At 70.6% G+C, this 4,848-nt stretch carries 4 protein-coding genes; 3 read left to right on the top strand and 1 reads right to left on the bottom strand.

All coding sequences use genetic code 11. The annotated features are described in order from the left end of the window. Nucleotides 1-161: 161 nt before the first annotated feature. The gene (locus ABZ749_RS29490; protein ID WP_357233519.1) at nt 162-464 is read right to left on the bottom strand and encodes a GNAT family N-acetyltransferase; all 303 of its coding nucleotides are present in this window, start codon (nt 462-464) and stop codon (nt 162-164) included. Nucleotides 465-621: 157 nt separating this feature from the next. On the opposite strand from ABZ749_RS29490, the gene ABZ749_RS29485 reads away from it, so the two are divergent. The 3 genes from ABZ749_RS29485 to ABZ749_RS29475 all read left to right on the top strand — a co-directional run bounded on the left by ABZ749_RS29485 (nt 622) and on the right by ABZ749_RS29475 (nt 4,772). Then, on the top strand, nt 622-1,317 hold the full coding sequence (locus ABZ749_RS29485; RefSeq protein WP_355007975.1) for a DUF1223 domain-containing protein: 696 nt from the start codon (nt 622-624) through the stop codon (nt 1,315-1,317). A gap of 40 nt (nt 1,318-1,357) precedes the next feature. Further along, nucleotides 1,358-1,732 (top strand): MmcQ/YjbR family DNA-binding protein, encoded by a 375-nt coding sequence (locus tag ABZ749_RS29480; protein WP_357206128.1) that lies wholly within the window; start codon nt 1,358-1,360, stop codon nt 1,730-1,732. Between the two features lie 157 nt (nt 1,733-1,889). After that, nucleotides 1,890-4,772, top strand: coding sequence for a glycosyl hydrolase (locus tag ABZ749_RS29475; RefSeq protein WP_357233516.1), 2,883 nt, complete (start codon nt 1,890-1,892; stop codon nt 4,770-4,772). The last annotated feature ends 76 nt before the right edge of the window (nt 4,773-4,848 follow it).

Raw genomic sequence — 4,848 nt, 5'->3', positions numbered from 1 at the left:
TGCAATACCGACCCGAGCGTGGCGAACCTCGCCGGCCCGGCACCGGCGCCGCGCAGCAGGGCCTGGTGTTCATGGGGCGGACAGGGTTGGACATCGACACCCTGACCGCCACGGCCCGCACCCTCGCCGCCAAGCTCCTACCGGACGCCTGACACCAGCGGCTATTTGATCTTGCGGGTGGACCGCACCACGATGCTCTCGTACTCGGGGTGCTTGACCAGCCAGTCGGCGATGAACGGGCAGATCGGCACGACGGTCCGGCCCTTGCCCCGCGCGTCGTCCAGCACGGCCCGCGCCAGCGCCGACCCGACGCCCTTGCCCTCGTACGCCGGATCGACCTCGGTGTGGGTGTAGGCGATGATCGAGCCGGTCAGCTGGTAGGTGACGAACCCGACGACCGTGCCCGCCTCGTCGCGCGCCTCGAAACGCTCCCGCGCCGGCGCGTCTGTCACGGTGAACTGCACCCGACCATCCAACCACCCGGCCCGACGGCGCTCGCCGCGAGGCCGGCAGGGACGCGACCCCACGCGCATTGTCTCGGCCGGAACGGGAAACGCAACGACGCCGGGCACCGGGGGTACGCGACGACGCCGGGCAGACCCTGGGAGGAGACACGCCACCATGACGAATCCATCGACGGACGGCGGCTTCGCCGTCGTCGAGATGTTCACGTCCCAGGGCTGCAACAGTTGCCCTCCCGCGGAGGAGTTGCTGAGCGAGATCGAGCGCGACGCCCGGGACCGGGGCCAGAACGTCTTCGCCCTCGGGTTCCACGTCGACTACTGGGACGACCTGGGCTGGCCCGACCAGTTCGCGGACGCCTCGTACACCGCGCGCCAGGAGGCGTACGCCCGCGCGTTCGGCACCCGGGGTCTCTACACCCCGCAGATGGTCGTCAACGGCACCGTCGAGTTCGTCGGTTCCGATCGCCGGCGGGCAGCCGCCGCGATCATGTCCGCCATGGCCTCGACCGCCGCCACACCACTGGCGCTCTCCATCGCCAACCTGGGCAATGACCGGGTGATGGTGGACTACCGGACCGAACAGCCGCCGGAGCGCGCGGTGGTGCACGTGGCGGTCGTTGAACGGGAGCTGACCAGCGACATCGCCCGGGGGGAGAACGCCGGGCGGACGCTGCGGCAGGACAACGTCGTACGCGCCTTCAGGTCGGTGGGCCTGGACGCCGAGCGGGGGCAGCTGGAGCTGGCGACGCCACCTGGTCTCGATCCGCGACGCGCCAGCGTGGTCGGCTACGTCCAGGAGAACGGCGAACGGGCGATCGTCGGCGCCACGGCCATCGAGCTGTCCACCGCGTAATCTCAGCCCATGCGGATGGTGCCCGGTGGGAGGGGATTCGGTGGCTGACGCGGACGACGTACGCCGGGTGGCGCTGGCCCTGCCGCACACGGTCGAGATCGCCAGTGACGGCTTCGACTTCCGGGTGGCCGACAAGGGCTTCGTCTGGTCCTACCCGGAGCGGACACCGGGCAAGCCCCGGGTGATCCGGCTCGACATCGCGGTGCTGTTCGTCGGCGACGAGGCCGAGAAGCAGGCTCTCCTGCTCGGGGAGCCCGAGATCTTCTTCACCACGCCCGGCTACGAGGGCCTGCCCCTGGTGCTGCTGCGCCTGGCGGCGGTCGACCTGGACCGGTTGACCGAGCTGGTGACCGACGCGTGGCGGATGCGCGTGCCGGAGTCGCTGTTGAGCGACAGTGCGGGCGCCGGCAAATAGCGATATCAGCACGCAACGCGTTGGACACATTGACGGGGATCTCGGTGCTCCATTACCGTGGCCGAGAGAGCGCTCTCTCACCCGACCTTCCCCCCAATTCAGACGCAAAGCGCTGGACCCGGCAAGGGCCGCACCCGGCGCGCGCGATGGAGGCACGATGAAACCTCCCGTCCCCCACCGCCGATGGGCCCTGGCCGCCGCCACCGCGCTGGCCCTGGTCGTCGGCGGCCTCACCATCCCCGTCACCCGCGCGGCCGAGGCCGCACCCGTCGGCGCCGGCAGCTACACCACCACCCCGGTCGGCCCGCTGCCCAGCGGCTGCGGCGCGATGTCCAGCAACCCCCGGCAGTTCGCCACCGCCAACGCGCCCGCCGGGCCGATCCCCACCAACGACTGGTGGTCCTCGCTCCTGTGGAAGCGCACCGACTGCTCGTTCAGTGAGCCGCTGCACGCCCACCCGATCTCGTACGACACCTTCGGCGACGGCCTCGGCTTCTCCGCCAACTCCACGCCCGCCATCAGCGGCACCGCCACCGGCGTCGGTGAGTTCCACTACCCGTACGTGCAGGACATCCGGGTCGGTGTGGCCGGGCTCGCCGCACCCCTGGTGAAGGTCGACGGCTGGACAGACTGGACGGTCAGCCCACACTGGAGCGACGGCACGCGCACCATGCGCGCGACCATCGGCCACGGTCTGCCCTTCGCGTACTTCCAGACCACCGGCGGGAACGCGCAGATCAGCACCGCCGGCACCCCCGACGTCTGGTCCAACAGCGGTGCCACCATCGGCTTCCGGGTCAACGGCCACGACTACGTCGGGTTCGCGCCCAGCGGCGCCGCCTGGACCGTGGCGTCCGGCCGGATCTCGTCCACCCTGGCCGGCCGCGGCTACTTCTCCGTCGCCCTGCTGCCGCCGACGTCCAGCGCGACGGAGCGCGCCGCGCTGGCCGCGACCTACGGTCAGTACGCGCACGCCCACGTCACCGGCACCCAGGTCTCGTACGCCTACAACCCCGCGACCAGCGGCCTGACCACCACGTACGCGTTCACCACCACCGCCCGGGAGGGCACCGCCACGCAGACGGTGGTCAGCCTCTACCCGCACCAGTGGAAGTCGCTGAGCGGTTCCACAGCGATCACGCCGACCTACCCGTCGGCACGTGGCCGGATGAAGGTGCTCACCGGCGTCAACCAGTTCCGCACCGCCATGAAGTTCCAGGGCATCCTGCCGGAGTTGCCGGCCGTCGGCGACGGCAGCGGTGGTGACCTGTCGACGCTCACCGGGCACCTGGCCGCCACCCGCGCCAACCCGATGGACCAACGCGGCAACGACACCTACTGGACCGGCAAGGGGCTCGGCCGGGCCGCGCGGATCGCCGAGATCGCCGACCAGGTCAACGACACCACGACGCGCGACAGCGCGCTGAACGCGATCCGCAGCACGCTCACCGACTGGTTCACCGCGTCCAGCGGCAAGACCAGCCGGGTCTTCTACTACGACAACAACTGGGGCACGCTGATCGGCTACCCGGCGTCGTACGGGTCCGACCAGGAGCTCAACGACCACCACTTCCACTACGGCTACTACATCGCCGCCGCCGCGACCCTGGCGAAGTTCGACCCGGCCTGGGCGGCCACCAGCCGCTACGGCGGGATGGTCGACCTGCTGATCCGCGACGCCAACAACTACCGTCGCGACGACACCCGCTTCCCGTACCTGCGGGACTTCGACATCTACGCCGGGCACGACTGGGCGTCCGGGCACGGCTCGTTCGGCTCCGGCAACAACCAGGAGTCCTCGTCCGAGGGGATGAACTTCGCGAGCGCCCTGATCCAGTGGGGGCAGACGACCGGCGACACCGCCGTCCGCGACGCGGGTGTCTTCCTCTACACCACGCAGGCCGCGGCGATCCAGGAGTACTGGTTCGACGTCAGCGACCAGAACTTCCCCGCCGCCTTCGGGCACTCGACGGTCGGCATGGTCTGGGGTGACGGCGGCGCGTACGCCACCTGGTTCAGCGCCGAGCCGGAGATGATCCAGGGCATCAACCTGCTGCCGGTCACCGGCGGTCACCTCTACCTCGGCAACAACCCGGCGTACGTGCGAACCAACTACGCCGAACTCGTCCGCAACAACGGCGGACAACCGACGGTGTGGCAGGACATCCTCTGGCAGTTCCAGGCCCTCGGGGACGCCGACGCCGCGCTGGCGAACCTGCGCGCGAACCCCGGCTACACGCCGGAGGAGGGAGAGAGCCGGGCGCACACGTTCCACTGGATCCGTAACCTCGCCGCCCTCGGCAATGTCGACACGACGGTGACCGGCAACCATCCGCTGTCCGCGGTCTTCTCCCGCAACGGGGCCCGGACCTACGTGGCGTCGAACCCGACGGCGACGCCGATCACCGTGACGTTCTCCAACGGCACCACGCTCGCCGTGGGTGCCGGCAAGACGGCCACCACCGGGGCGTACACCTGGAGTGGTGGCAACGCGGCCGGCGGCGTTCCCCCGACGACGCCGACGGATCCCCCGCCGACGACCACCCCACCGACGACCACCCCGCCGCCGTCCACCGGCGGGCCGACCCGCTACCTGCTGCCCGGAGGTGGGTTGGGCGGCGCCGGCAGCGCGGCCACGACGACGGTCGCGGCGGCGAACGGCAACCACGACGGTACGCCGACCAACGCCCAGGTCTTCACGGCGACCGGCCTCAACCTCGCCTACGCCGGCGGGCAGACGGCGTTCGACCTGTTCGTCGACGCCGGGACAGCGGTCGGCAACGGCGTGCAGGTGCGGATTTCCTACGACCTCACCGGCAACGGTAGTTGGGAACGGGTGGAGACGCTGCGCTACTTCGCCACCGACCCGGTCACCGGCTACGAGCACTACACCCAGAACGCCGGCCTGTCCTCGGCCACCGGCACGTTGGGCGCGCTGAGCAACGGCACGGTCCGGGTGGAGGTCTGGTCGGCGATCGGCAACAACCCGACCACGCTGGGCATCGGCAACCAGTCGGTGCTGCGGCTTCCGTACTCCTGATCGGCTAGATCGAACGCCGCACGACGTCGGCCGGTGCGCGGGACCAGGATCGGTCCCGCACACCGGCCGACGCTGT

This window comes from Micromonospora sp. NPDC047753 (assembly GCF_040642735.1).
In the GTDB taxonomy this organism is placed as follows: Bacteria; Actinomycetota; Actinomycetes; order Mycobacteriales; family Micromonosporaceae; genus Micromonospora.
Note: the sequence above shows the minus strand (reverse complement) of the source record. Positions and strands in the feature narration are given on the sequence as shown.